This is a genomic window from Staphylococcus sp. HMSC077D08 (genome assembly GCF_001837945.1).
Lineage (GTDB): Bacteria > Bacillota > Bacilli > Staphylococcales > Staphylococcaceae > Staphylococcus > Staphylococcus epidermidis.
Genome location: NZ_KV834740.1, coordinates 17320 through 37001, shown reverse-complemented (window position 1 = coordinate 37001; position 19682 = coordinate 17320). Strand labels below are relative to the sequence as shown.

The window sequence follows — 19682 nt, the reverse complement described above, 5'->3', positions numbered from 1 at the left end:
AAATTAAAATTCTAATCCATTTTCTCTTGCAGCATCAGCTAAAGCTTTAACACGTCCGTGGTATAAATATCCTCCACGATCGAACACGATTTCTTTAATACCTTTATCGTTAGCTTTTTTAGCAATTTCTTGACCTACAGTAGTTGCTAAGTCAACTTTTGAAGCTGATGTGTTTGCAATATCTTTATCTTGTGATGATGCTTGAGCAAGTGTTACGCCTTTAACGTCATCAATAATTTGTGCATAGATGTGTTTGTTTGAACGATACACATTTAAACGTGGCTTTTCAGCTGTACCTGATAATTTAGTACGAACACGAGCATGTCTTTTCAAACGTACTTTGTTTTTATCAATTTTACTGATCATTTCAATACTCCTTTCTTTAGAGTGTTATCTATTATTTACCAGTTTTACCTTCTTTACGGCGTACATATTCACCTTGGTAGCGAATACCTTTACCTTTATAAGGTTCTGGAGGTCTTACAGAACGTATGTTAGAAGCAATCGCACCAACTTGTTCTTTAGAAACACCAGATACTTTAACAGTTGTATTTTTCTCAACAGCGAAAGTAATGCCTTCTTCTGCTTTAATTTCAACTGGGTGAGAGTATCCAACATTAAGTACTAAATCTTTACCTTGCATTTGCGCACGGTAACCTACACCAACAAGCTCAAGTGTTTTTTCGTAACCTTGAGAAACACCTAGTACCATATTATTTAATAAAGCACGAGTTGTACCATGATCTGTTCTATCTTCTTTAGAATCAGATGGTCTTACAACTTCAACAGTGTTTTCTTCTTGTTTAAATGTCATTCTTTCATTTAAAGTTCTTTCTAATTCACCTTTTGGACCTTTTACAGTCACATGACTTCCGTCAAAAGTTACTGTTACGTCACTAGGAATGTCAATAATTTTCTTACCAACACGACTCATGTTATGGCACCTCCTTATTATTTATTACCAAACGTATGCGATAATTTCTCCACCAACATTACGTTTTCTTGCTTCTTTATCAGTGATTACACCTTCAGAAGTTGAAACTAATGCAATACCTAAGCCATTTAATACTTTTGGCACTTCATTTGCTTTAGCGTAAACACGTAAACCTGGTTTAGAAATACGTTTTAAACCTGTGATAACACGTTCATTGTTTTGACCATATTTCAAGAACAAACGAATAACACCTTGTTTATCGTCTTCTACATATTCAACATTTTTAATGAAACCTTCACTCTTTAAGATTTCAGCAATTTCTTTTTTAATATTAGACGCAGGTAATTCTAATTTCTCGTGGCGAACCATATTAGCGTTTCTTACACGAGTAAGCATATCTGCGATTGGATCTGTCATTGTCATTGATTGTTGCCTCCTTTCAGACTCTTATTATTACCAGCTAGCTTTACGTACGCCAGGAATCTGACCTTTGTAAGCTAATTCACGGAAACAAATACGGCATAGTTTAAATTTACGATACACAGAATGTGGACGACCACAGCGTTCACAACGAGTATATTCACGTACAGCGAATTTTTGTTTTTTTTGTTGCTTAGCAACCATTGAAGTTTTAGCCACTTTATTAGCCTCCTTTTAGAGATTATTTACGAAATGGCATACCGAAGTTTGTTAACAATTCACGAGCTTCCTCGTCAGTGTTAGCAGTTGTTACGATAACAATATCCATTCCTCTAACTTTTGTTACTTTATCGTAGTCAATTTCTGGGAAAATTAATTGTTCTTTAACACCAAGTGTGTAATTTCCACGACCATCAAAAGCTGTTTTAGAAACACCTTGGAAGTCACGTACACGTGGTAATGAAACTGCAATGAGTTTGTCTAAGAATTCATACATTCTTTCTCCGCGAAGAGTGACTTTCGCACCGATTGGCATACCTTCACGTAAACGGAATGTTGCAACTGATTTTTTAGCTTTTGTTACTAATGGTTTTTGACCAGTGATCAATTCTAACTCTTCAACAGCATTGTCTAATACTTTAGAATTTTGAACTGCGTCACCTACACCCATATTTACAACTATTTTTTCAATTTTTGGTACTTCCATTACTGAACTATAATTGAATTTTTTCACTAAGTTTTCAGTAACTTCTGTATTAAATTTTTCTTTTAAACGGTTCAAAGTGGATCCTCCTTTCAACTAGTTATTAATTATTAGCTTTAATTTCTTCGCCTGATTTTTTAGCGATACGAACTTTTTTACCATCAACTGTTTTATATCCTACACGTGTAGGTTCATTTGTTTTAGGATCTAATAATTGTACGTTAGAAACATGGATTGCTGCCTCTGTTTCTAGAATTCCACCTTCAGGGTTTAATTGAGTTGGTTTTTGGTGTTTTTTTATAACGTTAACACCTTCCACAACGACACGGTCTTTTTTAGGTTCAGTAGCTACTACTTTACCTTCTTTACCTTTGTCTTTACCTGCGATAACTTTTACGTTGTCACCTTTTTTGATATGCATGTAGGCACCTCCTTAAATTATGTTAATTTATTTGATTGGTATTATAGTACTTCTGGAGCTAGTGATACAATTTTCATGAAGTTTCCTTCACGTAATTCACGAGCAACAGGACCAAAGATACGAGTACCACGTGGGCCTTTGTCATCACGGATGATAACACATGCATTTTCGTCAAATTTAATATATGAACCGTCTTCACGACGAACACCTGATTTTGTACGAACTACAACAGCTTTTACAACGTCACCTTTTTTGACAACGCCACCTGGTGTTGCATTTTTAACAGTACATACAATGATATCACCAATGTTCGCTGTTTTGCGACCAGATCCACCTAATACTTTAATTGTAAGAACTTCACGAGCACCAGAGTTGTCTGCTACTTTTAAACGTGTTTCTTGTTGGATCATTCGTTAAACCTCCCTTATCTCTAATCTTGATTAAATAATTACTGACTCTTCAACAATTTCTACTAAACGAAAACGTTTTGTTGCTGATAAAGGACGAGTTTCTTGAATTTTAACAATGTCTCCTAATTTAGCTGAATTGTTTTCATCATGAGTTTTATATTTTTTAGAGTATTTTACTCGTTTGCCGTATAATTTGTGTGTTTTGTAAGTTTCCACTAAAACAGTGATTGTTTTGTCCATTTTATCTGAAACAACTCTACCTACATAAACTTTACGATCGTTTCTTTCGCTCACTTTTGTAACCTCCTCTTTCAATTATTATTGATTAGCCTTGCTTTGTTCAATTTCTCTTTCACGAGCAACAGTTTTTAGACGTGCAATCGTTTTTCTTACTGTGCGAATACGTGCCGTTTCCTCTAATTGACCTGTAGCTAACTGAAAGCGTAGGTTAAAAAGCTCTTCTTTTGAAGATTTGATTTGTTCTTCGATTTCTGAAGTGGTTAAGTCTCTAATTTCCTTAGCTTTCATTTGTTTCACCACCCAATTCTTCACGTTTTACAAACTTAGATTTTACTGGAAGTTTGTGACTTGCTAAACGTAATGCTTCACGAGCAACTTCTTCAGGTACACCAGCTACTTCGAATAAAATTCTACCAGGTTTAACAACTGCTATCCAGCCTTCAACCGCACCTTTACCAGCACCCATACGTACTTCTAAAGGTTTTTTAGTATATGGTGTATGAGGGAAGATTTTAATCCAAACTTTCCCGCCACGTTTCATGTAACGTGTCATTGCAATACGAGCTGATTCGATTTGACGAGACGTGATCCAAGACGTAGTTGTAGCTTGTAATCCATACTCACCAAATGTTACGTAGTTACCGCCTTTAGAACGACCAGTTGTTTTTGGACGATGCTGACGACGATATTTTACACGTTTTGGTAGTAACATTATTATTTTCCTCCTTCACTAGTGTTCTTAGTAGGAAGAACTTCTCCACGGTATATCCATACTTTAACGCCTAATTTACCATATGTTGTATCGGCTTCAGCGTGTGCATAATCAATGTCAGCACGTAATGTATGAAGTGGAACAGTTCCTTCTGAGTATTGTTCAGCACGAGCGATGTCAGCTCCGCCTAAACGACCTGATACTTGAGTTTTGATACCTTTAGCACCATTTTTCATAGCTCTTGTAATAGCTTGCTTTTGTACACGACGGAATGAAGCACGATTTTCTAATTGACGTGCAATATTTTCTGCAACTAAACGTGCATCAATATCAATTTTCTTAATTTCAATTACGTTAATGTGTACTTTTTTATCAGTTAAGGTATTTAATTTGTTACGAAGTTTTTCAATTTCTGAACCGCCTTTACCAATAACCATTCCTGGCTTACCAGTATGGATTGCAATATTGATGCGATTTGCTGCACGTTCAATATCTACGTGAGAAACTGACGCTTCTTTTAATTCATTATCAATAAATTTACGGATTTTTAAGTCTTCATGTAAAAGTGAAGCAAAGTCTTTTTCAGCATACCATTTTGCTTCCCAATCACGGATAACACCGACACGAAGTCCGATTGGATTAATTTTTTGACCCACAGTATTCCCTCCTTAGAAAGTTATTAAGCTTCTTTAGCTTCTTCTTTACCGTCACTTACGACGATTGTAATGTGGCTTGTACGTTTATTAATTGCACTTGCACGTCCTTGTGCACGTGGGCGGAAACGTTTTAAAGTTGGTCCTTCATTAGCATATGCTTCTTTTACAACTAATTCATCTGTATTCATATCATAGTTGTGCTCAGCATTTGCTAAAGCGGACATTAATACTTTTTCAATTACTGGTGATGAAGCTTTATTAGTTAATTTTAAAATAGCAATAGCTTCTCCAGCATTTTTACCTCTGATTAAATCAAGAACAAGTCTTACTTTACGAGGTGCGATTCTTATTGTTCTAGCAACCGCTTTTGCTTCCATCAGGATTTCCTCCTCTACTTATTAAAATTATCTTCTTGTTTTCTTGTCGTCTGCTGCATGTCCTTTAAAAGTACGTGTAGGAGCAAATTCACCTAATTTGTGACCTACCATATCTTCAGTGACATATACAGGTACATGTTTACGTCCATCGTATACTGCAAAAGTATGACCAATGAAATTTGGGAAAATTGTAGAACGACGAGACCATGTTTTAATCACTTGTTTCTTTTCACTTCCGTCTTGAGCTTCTACTTTTTTCATTAAGTGATCATCGACGAAAGGTCCTTTTTTAATACTACGAGCCATTTGGGCGCCTCCCTTCTTATTGTGTGCGTGCAGCTTTACGCCGCACACCCAAATAAGTTTTTAATATTATTTTTTCTTACGTCCACGAACGATAAGTTTGTCAGAAGATTTTTTACCACGACGAGTTTTCTTACCAAGCGTAGGTTTACCCCATGGTGACATTGGAGATGGTCTGCCGATTGGAGCACGACCTTCACCACCACCGTGTGGATGATCATTAGGGTTCATTACAGAACCACGTACAGTTGGGCGAACGCCTTTCCATCTAGAACGTCCTGCTTTACCAACATTTACTAATTCATGTTGTAAATTACCCACTTGACCAATTGTTGCACGACATGTAGATAAAATCATACGTACTTCACCAGATCTTAATCTGATTAATACATATTTACCTTCTTTACCTAATACTTGAGAGCTAGCACCAGCAGAACGAGCAAGTTGTCCACCTTTACCAGGTTTTAGCTCGATGTTATGAATTACTGTCCCAACTGGAATATTTTGTAATGGTAAGGCATTACCAACTTTGATATCTGCCTCAGCACCACTTTCGACAGTTTGACCTACTTGTAATCCTTTCGGTGCGATGATATATCGTTTTTCACCATCAGCATAAACTAATAATGCAATGTTTGCTGAACGGTTTGGATCATATTGAATTGAATCAACTTTAGCAGTGATTCCATCTTTGTTACGTTTAAAATCGATAACACGGTATTGACGTTTGTGCCCACCACCATGATGGCGAACAGTCAATTTACCTTGGTTATTGCGTCCCGCTCTTTTCGGTAGCGGTTGTAATAATGACTTTTCAGGTGTTGTTTTTGTGATTTCAGCGAAATCTAAAGTAGTCATATTACGACGACCATTCGTAATTGGCTTATATTTTTTAAGAGCCATTGTCGCTTACCTCCTTATTGGTAATTTTTTAGTTAAATAAATCGATTGAACCCTCTTTTAGTTTAACAATCGCTTTTCTTCTTTTGTTTGTATAGCCTTGGTAACGGCCCATACGTTTTTTCTTAGGTTTATAGTTGATAATATTTACACTGTCAACTTTAACGTCGAAGATTTCTTCAACAGCAATTTTAACTTGTGTTTTATTTGCACGAGTATCAACATCGAAAGTGTATTTATCTTCTGCCATAGCTTCAGAAGATTTTTCAGTGATTACGGGGCGCTTAAGAACATCTCTTGCTTCCATTATGCGAGCACCTCCTCAACTTTTTTCGCAGCTGCTTCTGTAATGATTACACTGTCAGCGCTTGTTAGATCAAGTACATTTAATCCTTGAGCAGTTGTAACTTGAACACCAGGGATGTTACGTGCTGATAATTCAACATTTACATCTTCGTTTTCTGTTACAACTAATACTTTCTTAGGTTGTTCAAGTGTAGTTAATACATTTTTGAATTCTTTTGTTTTTGGTGCTTCAAAACCAAAAGTATCTACAATTGTAAAGCTGTTTTCTTGAACTTTAAAAGATAATGCAGAACGTAATGCTAAACGACGCATTTTCTTTGGCATTTTATATGCATAGCTTCTTGGTGTTGGTCCGAATACTACACCACCACCACGCCATTGTGGCGCACGGATTGTACCTTGACGTGCACGACCTGTACCTTTTTGTCTCCATGGTTTACGTCCACCACCACGTACTGCTGAACGATTCTTAACAGCGTGAGTACCTTGGCGTAATGACGCACGTTGTAAGTTGATAGCTTCAAATAGAACGCTATTATTAGGTTCGATAGCAAATACTGCATCGTTTAATTCAACTGAACCTGATTTTGATCCGTCTACTTTTAAAACATCATAATTAGCCATTATGCAATTTCCTCCTTTCGCTTCTTAATTATTTATTACCTTTTTTAATTGAAGTTGTGATTTCTACTAAACCTTTTTTAGGTCCAGGTACATTACCTTTTACTAAAATCACACTATTTTCAGTGTCAATTTGAACGACTTCTAAGTTTTGAACAGTAACAGTGTTTCCACCCATGCGTCCTGGCATTTTTTGTCCTTTAAACACTTTTGAAGCGTCTGACGCCATACCTACTGAACCTGGTGCTCTATGGAAATGAGAACCGTGAGCCATTGGTCCACGACCTTGTCCATGGCGTTTAATAGCACCTTGGAAACCTTTACCTTTTGAAACGCCTGTAACATCAATGATGTCACCAGTTTCGAATGTATCAACTGAGACTTCTTGACCTACTTCGTATTCGTCAACGTTAACGTTACGGAATTCACGAATGAAGCGCTTAGGTGCTGTGTCAGCTTTTTTAGCATGACCTTCAGCTGGTTTATTAGCATATTTATTAGATTTAGAACCTTTCTTATATGCTTGTTTATCTTCAAAACCTACTTGGATAGCATTATAACCATCAACTTCTTCAGTTTTCTTTTGTAATACAATGTTTTGACTAGCTTCTACAACTGTTACAGGGATTAATTCACCATTTTCACCGAAAACTTGTGTCATCCCAATTTTTCTTCCTAAGATTCCTTTGGTCATCGAAAGTCCACCTCCTATATTGTTCTATTATAATTTAATTTCGATGTCTACACCTGATGGTAAGTTTAAGCCCATTAGAGCATCTACCGTTTTAGGTGTTGGGTTAACAATGTCGATTAAACGTTTATGAGTACGTTGTTCGAATTGTTCACGAGAATCTTTGTACTTATGCACAGCACGAATAATTGTATAAACTGATTTTTCTGTTGGTAACGGAATCGGTCCAGAAACATCTGCACCAGAACGTTTTGCAGTTTCAACAATTTTTTCTGCTGATTGATCAATCACACGATGATCATAAGCTTTTAATCTGATTCTGATTTTTTGTTTTGCCATAATTTTCCCTCCTTATTCGTCTACATTTAAGTGATAGACTTCTCCACGAAAACTATCTCAACACAACGCCATGGCAAAGCGGCCGGGTGTGTCAGTAACCTTTCGCTTCATCGCTTTTCATAAAGTCCAACATTAGATATAATACATGAAAAACATTGATAATTCAAGGTTTTTCAGTAATCTTATATATAACTGTCTAACACATACTTGATAATTGTACTTTAAATGATGATGTTGTTCAACCATTTTAGAGAATTTTTTTTACTTTTTATTTTCTTTCACTAAACATTCTAAATCAAATCAATATTATTATTCTCAATTATTATATATAATAGTAGTTGAATGGGAGTGATAATATGAAAAATGGAGTGAAAATGTCTTTGGCAATCATAGGAGTCTTTCTTATTGTTTGTGAATTTTTCTATGGTATTCCATTTCTAGGAGGCAGTGTAATTCTAAGTTTTGGATGGCAACCATTGTTGTTTAACGCTCTTCTATATCTTGTACTCATCATTATTTTACTAGTGGATTCACAGAACTCAATTAAACCTATGCTTGTCATTCCATTCTTAGGCTTAATAGGGTCTTTCATAGCGTTCTTACCAGTGATAGGTATGGTAATTCATTGGATTTTATTCTTCTTAATGATTTTCTTTGTATTTATTGTCTTGGTTGCACCCACTTATATCCCTAATAAAAATGCGAGGGTCGTTTATACTCAATATAAAGAACGAATTAAAGAAGATAATGATTAAAATTCATACTAATATACAAAAAGGAGCTGAAACTTCAACGTTTCAACTCCTTTTTATTATTTATGAACGAATATAAAATATAATATGAACAAAGCCATTAAAAAGTACATAATAGGATGAACTTCTTTATACTTTTTAGTAATAATCATTGTTATTGGATAAAAAATAAATCCACATGCAATACCAGTGGCAATAGAATAAGACAATGGCATCATAATGATTGTAATAAAAGCTGGTACCGCAACTTCAAATTGCTTCCAATTTATATCAGCAAAATTAGCCGCCATCAGCACACCTACTACGACTAAAGCAGGTGTAGTTACTGCACTTGTTACAACTTCAATTAACGGACTGAAGAATAATGCTAATAAGAAACAAACACCCGTAACTATACTTGCAAATCCTGTTCTAGCACCTACAGCTACACCAGAAGTAGACTCAATATATGATGTTGTGGTAGTTGTACCAAACACAGACCCTACAATAGTCGCTAAAGAGTCAGAGAATAACGCTCTTCCAGCTCTCGGTAATTTGTTATCTTTCATCAATCCTGCTTGCGTGGCAACAGCTACTAACGTACCAGCTGTATCAAAGAAATCAATGAATAAGAACGTTAAAATAACAATTAGGAATTGAATTGTAAACAGTTGACCAGGATCTTTAAATGATTCAAATGCCGCACCAAAGGTTGGCTTGATACTTGGCACTTCTCCAATTATTCCTGATGGTGGATGGATTTGACCAGTTAGCATACCCGCTACGGCAGTTACAATCATACCTACAAAAATTGAACCAGGAACCTTCATAGCATATAAAATGACCGTAACAATAATTCCGAAAATAGCTAAAAGTACTGGTGCCTCAGTCAAATGTCCTAGTTTTACTAAAGTTGAATCACTTTTAATTATTATCCCTGAACTTTGTAACCCCACAAATGTGATAAATAAACCAATCCCTGCCGAAACAGCTAGCTTCATTTGATGAGGGATAGCATTGATAATAACTTCTCTTAAACCAGTAACAGTAAGTAATGCAAAGAATATACCAGAAAATAGAACACCTGTTAATCCCACTTGCCAAGGAATTCCCATAGTTAATACTACTGTAAAAGCAAAAAATGCATTTAAACCCATACCAGGTGCTAAAGCTATTGGATATTTAGCAATTAATCCCATAAATAATGATCCAACAAACGCAGCTAAAGCTGTCGCTACAAAGATTGCTCCTTGGTCCATCTTCATATCACTTGTTGCACCTTTTACACCAGCTAAACTTAAAATTTGCGGGTTTACAGCTAGAATATATGCCATTGATAGGAAGGTCGTAATTCCACCTAAAATTTCATTTTTATAACTTGTCCCATGCTTATCAAACTGGAAGTACTTTTTCACAATGAATGCTCCTTTATTTGAAATACTTTAATAGTTTAATATCAAATTTCTTAAAAAACAATACCAAAAACGAACTTTTTAGTCTGAAGTCACAAAGAAGTTCGATATTTATCTACAATTTGAGATTTTTCAGAGCATCTTTAAATGGATTATTATCGATTTCCTCTTTTTTATTTATATATTTTTTCATTTCCTTACGTGACACTTTACCATTCGTTTTATCTCTCATTCTTTTGTCCATTTGTGATTGAGTTTCTGTATGGCCACATACACATCTATAAACAGCTTCTTTTCCTTTACCGAATAAGGTCATTTTTTTCTTACAATTAGGGCAACGTGCATTGGTCTTTCGTTGAATATTTTTCTTAGTTTTACATTTTGGATCTTGACATACAAGCATCTGTCCATTTTTAGTTTTGACTTTAATCATAAACTTACCACATGTTGGACACTCAGTTGTTGTTAAATTATCATGTTTATATTTTTGCTCACTGCTTTTAATTTTATTTACCACTTTAAATGTAAAGTTTTTCATTTCTTGTATGAATTTCTGAGAATTATATTTCCCTTTTTCGATAAGCATTAATTTTTCTTCCCATTGGGCTGTTAGTATAGGTGAGGTTAATTCACTTGGAGACAATTCTAAAATTTGTTTTCCTTTTGATGTAACTTTAATTTTGCCATCTCGCGACTCTAAAGCATTCATGTTAAATAACTTTTCTATAATATCAGCCCTAGTTGCTACAGTTCCAATCCCCCCCGTATGTTTAAGTGTTTTTGCATACTTTTTATCATTCAAATCAATGTGATTTTGTGGATTCTCCATGGCTTTAAGTAATGAACCTTCATTAAAATATTCCGGTGCCTTTGTTTCATGTTCATGAATATCAATACGATGTACATTAAATAACTGACCTTCTTTAAAAGAATGCGTTAAAGTATTCGAAGAGGGGTTATCTTTTAAAGCTTTATATCCTAATTGTTTAGGTATTTTCTCTTTTAAAACAAAATGGTAACCTTTCAGTTGTGCATGGATTGTTAAAACTTCATATAAATAAGGATTCATTAAATTTTCTAAAAATCTTTCTGCTATTAGCATATAAATTTTAAACTCTCGTTGACTCAATTGTTCAATTGAAGGTCTAACTTCCGTAGGAATAATCGCATGATGATCTGAAACTTTTTGATTATTAAAAATATGCATTTTAGAAGAAAAGGTCTCAGATATTAAATCTCGAACATGAGATTTATAATCTGTAGCTAGAATTGCTCTTAACCGTTCTTGAATTGTATCGACCATATCATGTGTTAAATAATTAGAAGCTGTACGAGGATAGGTTACTAACTTATGTCTCTCATATAAATGTTGTAATGTATTTAGTGTCTCCTTTGGCCCCATCTTGTAACGTTTATATGCCTCTTGTTGTAAATCTGTTAAATTAAATAAAGGTTGCGCGTAAGATTTCTTATTTTTTCCTTTAACTTCTAATATTTTTCCTTCTTGATGTTTAATTTCATGTTCAATCAATTCTAATTCTTTTTTATCTTTATATCGCTTTTGTTGGTTAAGATTTAAATCGTAACCATCAACATTAATGGATAACGTGTAATATTTTTCAGATTTAAAATAGTTAATCTCATCTTGTCTTGATTTAACTAACTGTATTGTTGGAGTTTGTACGCGACCTAATGATAATTGCGCATCATATTTTGTCGTTAGTGCACGTGTTGCATTAATCCCTACTATCCAATCTGCTTCACTTCGTGCAAGTGCTGCTTTATATAAATTTTGATACGCGTTGCCATTTTTCAACTGTTTAAATCCTTCTTGTATGGCTTTTTTTGTAACTGAACTAATCCACAAACGCTTGATTGGTTTTTTATTACCTACTTTATCTAAAATAAGACGAGCTACAAGTTCACCTTCTCGTCCAGCATCTGTTGCTATAATAATTTCTTTAACATTTTTATCTAAAATTAAAGATTTTACAACTTTAAATTGTCTATTTGTTTTACTAATCACTACTGTTTTCATTTTCTTAGGAATGATAGGTAAATCTTCTAAATTCCATTCTTTATATGAAGGGTTATATTGTTCAGGCGTTGCATTTGTCACAAGATGCCCCAATGCCCAAGTCACAATATACTGTTTCCCTTCTATATAACCATTACTTTTTTGTTGAAGATTCAAAGCATTAGCGATATCTCTTCCAACCGATGGTTTTTCAGCTAAGATTAAAGATTTCATTTTAATTTTCCTTTCACATTTATAAAGTACATCATGTTATAGAATTACATACATTGTAACATGTATCTTTTTTTGTATATTACTATATATAAAATTAATTAAGATAGTTATATATATGTACATATCTTGTTCAATCATATTATTCAAAAACTCATTATCTCTTATTATGAATATTTTCCTTACTAAAAATTTCAGCACTTTTAAGGTGTTGTTTTTTACTTCTTTTTTTAATTACTATAGAATGACTTCGAGTGTAATTGGGACACTTAATTTTGTTCTTAGGAGAGTGAGTAATAAGTGCAAATTGTAGATTTTTTGATAGCACTTTTACCAGCCCTGTTTTGGGGTAGTGTAGTCATTATAAATGTTTTTGTAGGTGGTGGACCATATAATCAGATTCGAGGTACAACTTTAGGGACACTTTTTATCGGATTTTCTCTACTAGCTACTGGACACGCAGCGTTTGATAATCTAACAGTAATTATTGTCGGTTTAGTATCAGGAGCTCTATGGGCTTTTGGTCAAGGAAATCAATTAAAATCAGTGCATTTAATAGGTGTATCTAAAACGATGCCTATTTCAACGGGTATGCAACTTGTCGGTACCACTCTATTTAGCGCTATTTTCTTAGGTGAATGGAGCACGATTGTTCAAGTAGTGCTGGGACTTATAGCAATGATTTTATTGGTTGTAGGTATTTCTTTAACATCACTTAAAGCCAAAAGTGAAGGCAAATCCGATAACCCGGAATTTAAAAAAGCAATGGGAATTTTACTTCTATCAACAATCGGTTACGTAGGTTATGTAGTTCTTGGAGATATTTTTGGAGTAAGCGGTACAGATGCTCTCTTCTTCCAATCAATTGGTATGGCAATTGGAGGATTAGTTCTTTCAATGAACCATAATACTTCAATTAAATCTACTGCTTTAAATCTTATACCAGGTGTTATCTGGGGTATCGGTAACTTATTTATGTTTTATTCACAACCTAAAGTTGGTGTTGCAACTAGTTTCTCATTATCACAACTTCTAGTTATTGTTTCAACTTTAGGGGGTATCTTTATTCTAGGGGAGAAAAAAGATCGTCGCCAAATGATTGGTATTTGGTCAGGTATTATTGTTATAGTTATAGCTTCAATCATTTTAGGCAACTTAAAATAGAATTTTAAACTTTAGGGAGGTAACATAATGTTTGAAGAATTAGAAAATAAAGTGGTTCTTGTTACCGGAGCTGCCACTGGAATTGGCAAATCTATTGCTGAAAACTTTGGTAAAGCTAAGGCCAAGGTTGTTATAAATTACCGTTCTGATCGACATCATGATGAAATTGAGGAAATTAAACAAACTGTTGCTAAATTTGGTGGTCAAACATTAGTGGTTCAAGGTGATGTTTCAATTGAAGAAGATATTAAACGAATGATCGAAACAACAATTAATCACTTTGGAACTTTAGACATTATAATTAATAATGCTGGATTCGAAAATTCAATCCCAACTCATGAAATGTCGATTGATGACTGGCAAAAAGTGATTGACATAAACTTAACTGGCGCCTTTGTAGGTTCAAGAGAAGCCATCAATCAATTTTTAAAGGAAAACAAAAAAGGTACTATTATTAACATTTCAAGTGTTCATGACACTATTCCATGGCCTAATTATGTACACTATGCCGCAAGTAAAGGTGGCTTAAAATTAATGATGGAAACAATGTCAATGGAATATGCTCAGCACGGTATTCGTATTAATAATATATCCCCAGGGGCAATTTTTACTGAACACACTGAAGAAAAATTTTCTGACCCAACGACGCGTGAAGAAACAATAAAAATGATACCCGCACGTGAAATTGGAAATGCTCAAGATATAGCTAATGCAGTACTATTCCTATCTTCAGATCTTGCAAGTTATATACACGGTACAACATTGTACGTTGATGGTGGCATGATGAACTATCCAGCATTTATGGGTGGTAAAGGCTAAGTTGCATTTTTTCAATTTTAACTAGAAATAAAGTGTCATCATTTGATAGTGAGTAGTAGTCTTAAAAAGCATCAGTCATCGGCTGAATATAAGTTACAAACTATAATAAAAAAGCTATGAAGATATCTACAATGATATATTTCTTCATAGCTTTTTTTAGTTATATATAAATGAGCATATTAATTGTGCAATCAATTTTTATACAAATACAGCTTGATAAATATACAAAATGATAATGCTAATAATAATGGTTAAATTAGTTACCATTCCAACAAACGGTAATGTCTTATATTTGAATTGAATCGAATACGGTATAATTGCTACTCCTACTGGTAATAACCACGTTATAAGCAAGGTTGTTTTAATCATATCATCAGATACAGGTAATAAAAAGTGAACTAGTGTTCCAGCTAACACACCTAACCCGTAATGTAAACAAAGATATTTTATTGTTACAGGGAGGTATTCTCTCTCAATACTAAAATTAAGCATTACACCTAATAATATCATGGATAAAGGCATATTCGCCTTTGATAATACACTAAAGAAATCAATAGCTGGTTGCCATATATGAATATGAGACATATTCAATCCAAACATAATCATATAGGTTACTAATGGGACTGATTGAACTAATTTTTTCCCTAAAAATTTGAAGTTAAATTGGTCACTACCTTCGCTATAATAACTTCCTACAAAATAAGTAATACCAAACATGATAATGGCCCCGCCAATATCAACCATTCCGAAATATATCATACCTTTAGATGGCCATATCGCTTCAACCAACGGATATGCAAACAAACCAATATTCATAGATCCAGTCATCATACCAACAGAACCACGCATATGGTTATCATATTTTCTAAAAAACCAAATTACGATAATTTTAGCTACTATACCGTAAATAATCATCATTATAGGCAATATTGAAAAAGATACATCTAATTTCGCACTATTTAAGTTAACTATAACGAGTGAAGGTAATGTAACATTTAACACTAAAGTTGAAAGTACTTGACTATCAGTTGCTTTCAAGTAATTCATACGTTTAAGAAAATAACCAAGTGCTATTAATAATATAATTATGACAAATTGTTCAGTCACATTGATTCCTTCTTTCTAGTTTATACAAATGAGTACTTTGATATCGTGTCCCTCTTATTTAGAAGTATCGTATTTCGTGATATAATCTTTATTAAATGTAAAAATTACTACTATTAACCCTTTGAAGAGGAGAATGATACGATGGACTTGAATTCAAAGTTATCAGAACTTAAATATGATTATACACGATTACAAAACGATTTAGAAAAACGTGAGTCGCTTCATCAAGATATTGAACCTCTACTTAAACAACTTGAAAATATTGAACAAGAAATCGCCTATGTACGTTCAAAATTAAATCAACAATCCTAAAATTTAGCACGTTGATTGTTTAACCCATAAGTATAAATTTAAACTACAAAATTTATTAAAATTTTTTTGCCAATTTTAGATGACATTAGAATCTAAAAATCAATGTTTTAAACATTGTTACCATATTGACAATCAAAAAGCGATTTAACAAACACGTATTTCTAGAATTTTTAAATTTTGGTTTACAAAGCAACGTATAAAGCTACGACAACCAATTAATACGACTCATCTCTACTCGCATTCTAGTCATATGATTTTTATCGTGCTAATATATTATTCGTAATAGAAAGGGTGGCTTTTTATGAAACTTTATCTTATTTTATTGCCTGTTTTATACTTAATTGTTTCGTACATTAGTATTTTTAAAATGCATTCTGTCATAACTCGAATCTTGAGAATTGTTATGGGCATATTGTTACTATTTGTAGTTGCTTTGACGACGTTACAGTTCCCTAAAGAAAATTGGTGGGTATTTGTCGTTTTATTACTTTTAGTTGGTAATGTTGAAGTGACTGGTTTTAAAGAATTAAAAGATGATAAAAAAGGTGTTAGCATCTTAAATATCTTATCACTTTTATTATTTGTTATATTTATTATTTTAATTTTTATATTATATTAAATAATAAAAAAGACTTAGGTAAGTATAATCATCTTACCTAAGTCTTTTTTTACATATTAAACTTTTTAGTAAGTTTATTTTTCAAAGTGAATAAAATTTCGTACATAACCGGTACTACAAAGAGTGTGAGTAGCGTTGAAGAAATTAATCCACCTATTACTGTTGTAGCCATACCTTTGGAAATTAATATTGAACTGTCTTGACCAAATAACAACGGCACTAGTGCACCTATTGTTGCAATTGCTGTCATTAATATAGGTCTTATCCGTGTACCACCCGCTTCTATCAATGCCGGTTTCATCTGCATACCTTGTTTTTCATTGTTAATAACACGATCGATTAATACTATAGCATTCGTAACAACGATACCAATTAACATAAGCATACCTATTAAACTTGGAACTGAAATGGTTTCTCCAGTAATGATGAGTGCCAGTACTACACCGATAACCGTAAATGGTAATGAGAATAAGATTGTAAATGGTGCCAGACCACCTCTAAATGTAATAACTAAAATTAAATAAACTATGATAATTGCTGCTATCATCGCCATTGCAAGCTGAGAAATAGCCTTATCAATGTCATCAGTAGCACCGCCGACATTAATTTTAATATGACTAGGTTTCTCAAGATCTTTCACTTTAGCCATGACTTGTTGAGATTTACCACCCACATCTTTATCAGTCACTTTACCTGTAACAGTCGTAGCATAATCGCCATCTTCTTGTGTCAGTTTACTTGGTGTGTATGATTTTTTGAGAGATGCTATTTCACTAAGTTTAATCGTACCGCCCGTAGGCTTATTTAGTTTAATGTTTTTAATTTTTTGAGAAGACCAATCTGTTTGCTTATTTTGTTTGACCTTTACATCGATAGATTTACCCTTTTCATTAACTGTAGAAATTGTTTTCTCAGGTAAGTTTTCATTAAGATTCATCGCAAGTTGTGCAGCAGAAATACCATTATCTGCAGCTTTATTTTGGTCAACTTTTATTTCATATTGGTCATACGTCTGTGATAAATCAGATTTAACATTCGTTATGCCTTTAATATCAGTCATCATTTTCTCTACACGGTTGACTGTATCTTTCATTGCACTTGTATTAGGTCCTTTGACAGTTACTTCAACAGAATTATTACCTGCTCCTGTTCCTAAATCTTGATTTTTCCATTCTCCAGGTTGTTTAAATGTCTCGATATGTTTAAGTACTTTATCAGGCTCTTCGTCAAAATTAGGCGTGTCAGATTGATATTTAATCATAATTGCCATGCTGTTAGTACTACCGGTAGGATCTTGTGGTGTAGGACCACCTATAGAATATTGAACAGTTTCTACTTTATCTTTTTTATCTAAATAATTTTGTACTTTTTCAGCATGTTGTGTTATAGATTTCTGTGTTTCTCCAGGTTTTGGAGTATATGTTAGAGCTAAAAATTTATTATCTCCTGTTGAAATATAACTCGTTCCTAGATTTCTTGCGCCTATGACCACACTTCCAACTAAAATAAAAATACTAACTATAAGCACAATCCATTTATGATTAAGTGACCAATTCAAAGCGCTTCGATAGGCTCTCCCAACTACTCCTAGACCTCCCTTTTGTTCCCTATTTTTAACGCCATTTTTAAAAAATGTTGCACCTAAAGAAGGCACTAGGGTAATCGAAACAAGTAGTGAAGCTAATAAACTAAAAGTAATAGCTAGCGCAAATGGTCTAAACATTTCCCCTACTGAACCTGACACAAACACTAGTGGTAAAAACACTACAATGGTAACAAGGGTCGATGACATAATAGGTTTAAATACTTCTCTAGTAGCGCTTATAATTAAATTTTCCCCTTTGAGCTTCTCATTCGGATCAGATAATCTTCTAAATATATTCTCAACGACAACTATAGAATCATCTATAACTCGCCCGATTGCAACCGTTAATGCACCTAAAGTAAGAATATTTAATGATACGTTGCTTAATTTTAATGCTATGAGCGCAATTAATATTGACATTGGTATAGATACAATTGAAATAGCTGTAGTTCTTATGTTTCTTAAAAACAGAAGAATAACAATAATAGCAACAATCGTACCGAGAGCGGCCTTTTCAACCATAGTATAAAGAGAATCTTCAATAGGTTTAGCAGTATCCATAGTTTTAATAGATTTCATTCCACTCTCATTACGTACAAATTCATCTACTTTTTTCTGAACTTCTCTCGCAACTTGCACAGTATTAGCATCTTGTGATTTCATAATTTGTAAGTTAACAGCATCTTTTCCATTTGTCTTGGATATAGAAGTACGTTCATCACCGACACTAATATCTGCTAAATCTTTAAGTGGTACAGATGGCATTTGGCCTTTTTGTGCCATATGAGTTGAACTATTAGTCGAGCGAGTATTATCACTTGGCATTAGACTATCACTGTCGGAATCGCTATCATTTTGTACAGATTGTCCAGAAATAGATAAAGGGATTTTAAGATTTTTAAAAGCGTCTACAGATTTAAATTGACCATCAACAATAATAGATTTATTACTCTTATTAAATTGGAAAAGTCCTAATGGCGTTTCACGTGTAGCCGTTTTTATATAGTTCTCAACATCATTTGCAGTTAAACCTTTTTCATCTAAATTTTTTTGTTTAAACTTTAACGATACTTCACGATTAGTTTGACCGTTTAATTGTGCATTTTGCACACCATCAATGGTTTGCAATTTTGGTACGAGCTGTTGATTTAACTTATTAGTAACGTCTTTTAACTTTTGATTATTACTTGAAAAAGAATATGCCACAATTGGAAAAGCATCCATAGAGTTCCTTGTTAATTCAGGTTCACCAACGCCGTCTTTAAACTTAATTTTATCGATTTCTTTTTTTAATTGTTCTTCAGCTTTATCCATATCTGTACCATTATCATATTCTACAGTTACTATAGAAGCATTTGGTATAGATTCGGTCTTCACACTATTTACGTAGGCCAACGAACGTACTTGATTATCAATCTTGCTACTTATTTCATCTTGTGTTGACTGGGGTGTTGCTCCAGACATTGTAGTTTGAACTGAAATAACTGGATTTTCAACATCTGGTAATAATTCAAGTTTTAATTTGGCGCTTGAATAAACACCACCTAATATAATTAAAACTAGCATCAAAAAAATAGCGAATTTATTACCTAACGAAAATTGTAATAATTTTTTAATCATGCATTTTTTCCTTTCTTATAAAAAAATCTGAA

General features: G+C 33.6%; 27 protein-coding genes. 5 read left to right on the top strand and 22 right to left on the bottom strand.

The features are described 5' to 3' along the window. Nucleotides 1-3 precede the first annotated feature (3 nt). From rplR to rpsJ, 18 genes are all read right to left on the bottom strand, one after another. Nucleotides 4-366, bottom strand: a complete 363-nt coding sequence (gene rplR / locus HMPREF2663_RS00715; protein WP_001829747.1) for a 50S ribosomal protein L18 — start codon at nucleotides 364-366, stop codon at nucleotides 4-6. A 31-nt stretch (nucleotides 367-397) separates the two neighbouring features. Further along, nucleotides 398-934: a 50S ribosomal protein L6 gene (gene rplF, locus HMPREF2663_RS00710; protein ID WP_001829740.1), complete on the bottom strand. Its 537-nt coding sequence runs from the start codon at nucleotides 932-934 to the stop codon at nucleotides 398-400. A gap of 24 nt (nucleotides 935-958) precedes the next feature. Continuing rightward, nucleotides 959-1357, bottom strand: coding sequence for a 30S ribosomal protein S8 (gene rpsH / locus HMPREF2663_RS00705; protein ID WP_001829768.1), 399 nt, complete (start codon nucleotides 1355-1357; stop codon nucleotides 959-961). Nucleotides 1358-1387: 30 nt separating this feature from the next. Next, a complete protein-coding gene (locus tag HMPREF2663_RS00700; protein WP_001829713.1) occupies nucleotides 1388-1573 on the bottom strand; it encodes a type Z 30S ribosomal protein S14 in 186 nt (61 codons plus the stop codon). A gap of 22 nt (nucleotides 1574-1595) precedes the next feature. Further along, nucleotides 1596-2135, bottom strand: coding sequence for a 50S ribosomal protein L5 (gene rplE, locus HMPREF2663_RS00695; protein ID WP_001829778.1), 540 nt, complete (start codon nucleotides 2133-2135; stop codon nucleotides 1596-1598). A 25-nt stretch (nucleotides 2136-2160) separates the two neighbouring features. Beyond that, the gene (rplX, locus tag HMPREF2663_RS00690; protein WP_002447331.1) at nucleotides 2161-2478 is read right to left on the bottom strand and encodes a 50S ribosomal protein L24; all 318 of its coding nucleotides are present in this window, start codon (nucleotides 2476-2478) and stop codon (nucleotides 2161-2163) included. A 41-nt stretch (nucleotides 2479-2519) separates the two neighbouring features. Further along, the gene (gene rplN, locus HMPREF2663_RS00685) at nucleotides 2520-2888 is read right to left on the bottom strand and encodes a 50S ribosomal protein L14 (RefSeq protein WP_001829742.1); all 369 of its coding nucleotides are present in this window, start codon (nucleotides 2886-2888) and stop codon (nucleotides 2520-2522) included. Between the two features lie 30 nt (nucleotides 2889-2918). Next, complete coding sequence (gene rpsQ / locus HMPREF2663_RS00680) at nucleotides 2919-3182, bottom strand: 30S ribosomal protein S17 (protein WP_002432741.1); 264 nt, start codon at nucleotides 3180-3182, stop codon at nucleotides 2919-2921. A gap of 24 nt (nucleotides 3183-3206) precedes the next feature. Further along, nucleotides 3207-3416: a 50S ribosomal protein L29 gene (rpmC, locus tag HMPREF2663_RS00675; protein ID WP_000644737.1), complete on the bottom strand. Its 210-nt coding sequence runs from the start codon at nucleotides 3414-3416 to the stop codon at nucleotides 3207-3209. Next, a complete protein-coding gene (rplP, locus tag HMPREF2663_RS00670) occupies nucleotides 3406-3840 on the bottom strand; it encodes a 50S ribosomal protein L16 (protein ID WP_001829782.1) in 435 nt (144 codons plus the stop codon). The genes rpmC and rplP overlap by 11 nt, the downstream gene beginning before the upstream one ends. Before the next feature lie 2 nt (nucleotides 3841-3842). Next, the gene (gene rpsC / locus HMPREF2663_RS00665; RefSeq protein ID WP_001829791.1) at nucleotides 3843-4496 is read right to left on the bottom strand and encodes a 30S ribosomal protein S3; all 654 of its coding nucleotides are present in this window, start codon (nucleotides 4494-4496) and stop codon (nucleotides 3843-3845) included. 23 nt (nucleotides 4497-4519) lie between these two features. After that, nucleotides 4520-4873 (bottom strand): 50S ribosomal protein L22, encoded by a 354-nt coding sequence (gene rplV / locus HMPREF2663_RS00660; RefSeq protein WP_001829734.1) that lies wholly within the window; start codon nucleotides 4871-4873, stop codon nucleotides 4520-4522. A 27-nt stretch (nucleotides 4874-4900) separates the two neighbouring features. Continuing rightward, the gene (gene rpsS / locus HMPREF2663_RS00655) at nucleotides 4901-5179 is read right to left on the bottom strand and encodes a 30S ribosomal protein S19 (protein ID WP_001829710.1); all 279 of its coding nucleotides are present in this window, start codon (nucleotides 5177-5179) and stop codon (nucleotides 4901-4903) included. Between the two features lie 66 nt (nucleotides 5180-5245). Next, on the bottom strand, nucleotides 5246-6079 hold the full coding sequence (gene rplB / locus HMPREF2663_RS00650) for a 50S ribosomal protein L2 (protein ID WP_002447329.1): 834 nt from the start codon (nucleotides 6077-6079) through the stop codon (nucleotides 5246-5248). 28 nt (nucleotides 6080-6107) lie between these two features. Continuing rightward, nucleotides 6108-6383, bottom strand: coding sequence for a 50S ribosomal protein L23 (gene rplW, locus HMPREF2663_RS00645; RefSeq protein ID WP_001829755.1), 276 nt, complete (start codon nucleotides 6381-6383; stop codon nucleotides 6108-6110). After that, complete coding sequence (gene rplD / locus HMPREF2663_RS00640; protein ID WP_001829775.1) at nucleotides 6383-7006, bottom strand: 50S ribosomal protein L4; 624 nt, start codon at nucleotides 7004-7006, stop codon at nucleotides 6383-6385. The genes rplW and rplD overlap by 1 nt, the downstream gene beginning before the upstream one ends. A 28-nt stretch (nucleotides 7007-7034) precedes the next feature. After that, nucleotides 7035-7697, bottom strand: coding sequence for a 50S ribosomal protein L3 (gene rplC, locus HMPREF2663_RS00635; RefSeq protein WP_070845577.1), 663 nt, complete (start codon nucleotides 7695-7697; stop codon nucleotides 7035-7037). Between the two features lie 27 nt (nucleotides 7698-7724). Beyond that, nucleotides 7725-8033 (bottom strand): 30S ribosomal protein S10, encoded by a 309-nt coding sequence (gene rpsJ / locus HMPREF2663_RS00630; RefSeq protein WP_001118667.1) that lies wholly within the window; start codon nucleotides 8031-8033, stop codon nucleotides 7725-7727. Nucleotides 8034-8389: 356 nt separating this feature from the next. On the opposite strand from rpsJ, the gene HMPREF2663_RS00625 reads away from it, so the two are divergent. Beyond that, nucleotides 8390-8788 carry a hypothetical protein gene (locus HMPREF2663_RS00625; RefSeq protein WP_002496108.1) on the top strand — a complete coding sequence of 133 codons (399 nt, stop codon included), beginning with the start codon at nucleotides 8390-8392 and terminating at the stop codon, nucleotides 8786-8788. 56 nt (nucleotides 8789-8844) lie between these two features. Here the strand turns inward: HMPREF2663_RS00625 and HMPREF2663_RS00620 are convergent, their stop codons facing one another. Next, on the bottom strand, nucleotides 8845-10179 hold the full coding sequence (locus HMPREF2663_RS00620; RefSeq protein ID WP_002447326.1) for an NCS2 family permease: 1335 nt from the start codon (nucleotides 10177-10179) through the stop codon (nucleotides 8845-8847). A gap of 112 nt (nucleotides 10180-10291) precedes the next feature. After that, nucleotides 10292-12427 carry a DNA topoisomerase III gene (locus HMPREF2663_RS00615; RefSeq protein WP_070845575.1) on the bottom strand — a complete coding sequence of 712 codons (2136 nt, stop codon included), beginning with the start codon at nucleotides 12425-12427 and terminating at the stop codon, nucleotides 10292-10294. A gap of 297 nt (nucleotides 12428-12724) precedes the next feature. On the opposite strand from HMPREF2663_RS00615, the gene HMPREF2663_RS00610 reads away from it, so the two are divergent. Then, entirely contained in the window at nucleotides 12725-13588 is an 864-nt protein-coding gene (locus tag HMPREF2663_RS00610; protein ID WP_002447324.1) for a GRP family sugar transporter, read from the top strand. Nucleotides 13589-13615: 27 nt separating this feature from the next. After that, nucleotides 13616-14407 (top strand): glucose 1-dehydrogenase, encoded by a 792-nt coding sequence (locus HMPREF2663_RS00605; RefSeq protein ID WP_002457945.1) that lies wholly within the window; start codon nucleotides 13616-13618, stop codon nucleotides 14405-14407. A 198-nt stretch (nucleotides 14408-14605) separates the two neighbouring features. Here the strand turns inward: HMPREF2663_RS00605 and HMPREF2663_RS00600 are convergent, their stop codons facing one another. After that, complete coding sequence (locus tag HMPREF2663_RS00600) at nucleotides 14606-15514, bottom strand: AEC family transporter (RefSeq protein WP_002457946.1); 909 nt, start codon at nucleotides 15512-15514, stop codon at nucleotides 14606-14608. A gap of 141 nt (nucleotides 15515-15655) precedes the next feature. On the opposite strand from HMPREF2663_RS00600, the gene HMPREF2663_RS00595 reads away from it, so the two are divergent. Next, nucleotides 15656-15826: an SE1832 family protein gene (locus tag HMPREF2663_RS00595; protein ID WP_070845573.1), complete on the top strand. Its 171-nt coding sequence runs from the start codon at nucleotides 15656-15658 to the stop codon at nucleotides 15824-15826. Nucleotides 15827-16127: 301 nt separating this feature from the next. Further along, nucleotides 16128-16445, top strand: a complete 318-nt coding sequence (gene mspA, locus HMPREF2663_RS00590; protein ID WP_002438539.1) for a membrane stabilizing protein MspA — start codon at nucleotides 16128-16130, stop codon at nucleotides 16443-16445. 49 nt (nucleotides 16446-16494) lie between these two features. On the opposite strand, the gene HMPREF2663_RS00585 is transcribed toward mspA, so the two are convergent. Then, entirely contained in the window at nucleotides 16495-19650 is a 3156-nt protein-coding gene (locus HMPREF2663_RS00585; protein ID WP_070845572.1) for an efflux RND transporter permease subunit, read from the bottom strand. Nucleotides 19651-19682 lie beyond the last annotated feature (32 nt).